Here is a 709-nt window from a genome sequence, read left to right as displayed (position 1 = left end):
AGGCCGGGGGCGCCGGGGGCGCCGCGCAGGACGTCCGGCAGCGACCAGTCGGTGTGCGGGGCCAGGGCGGCCGCGCACTCCTCGATCCTGGCGGCGAACACCGGTGCGGTGTCGAGGAGTTCGACGGCCATCCCGGCCCACTGCGAGCCCTGGCCGGGGAACACGAACACCGTGCGGCCGCTGACGTCGGCGGTGCCGGTGACCAGTGCGGCGGCCGGGTCCCCGGCGGCGAGCGCCCGCAGGGCCTCCGGGTCGCCGACGGCGACGGCCCGTTCCTCCAGCGCGCCGCGGGTGGTGGCCAGGGCGTGCGCGACATCGAGGTTCCGGCCGTCGGGCGCCGGGAGCAGCTCCGCCACCTGGGCGGCCTGGGCGAGCAGGGCGGCCGGGGTGCGGGCGGAGACGAGGTAGGGCAGCGGGCCGGGCGCGGCGGCGGCGTCGACGGGGTCAGCGGCGACGGGCACCGGGTCCGGGGCCTGCTCGATGATCACGTGTGCGTTGGTGCCGGACACCCCGAAGGAGGAGACGGCCGCGCGGCGCGGCCGCCCGAGCTCCGGCCAGTCCCGCTGCTCGGTGAGCAGTTCGACGGCGCCCGCCGACCAGTCCACGTACGGCGAGGGCTCGTCCACGTGCAGGGTGCGGGGCAGCACCCCGTGCCGGATCGCCTGGACCATCTTGATCACGCCCGCCGCGCCGGCCGCGGCCTGGGTGT

Annotated in this window: 1 protein-coding gene; it reads right to left on the bottom strand. The window is 78.3% G+C overall.

Annotation, left to right across the window (positions count from 1 at the left end):
- A partial coding sequence (locus VR45_RS41075) for an acyltransferase domain-containing protein (RefSeq protein WP_045945086.1) occupies positions 1 to 709 on the bottom strand: 709 nt, incomplete at both ends.

This window comes from Streptomyces sp. NRRL S-495 (assembly GCF_000966955.1).
GTDB lineage: Bacteria > Actinomycetota > Actinomycetes > Streptomycetales > Streptomycetaceae > Kitasatospora > Kitasatospora purpeofusca.
This window is presented reverse-complemented; position numbering and strand designations above follow the sequence as displayed.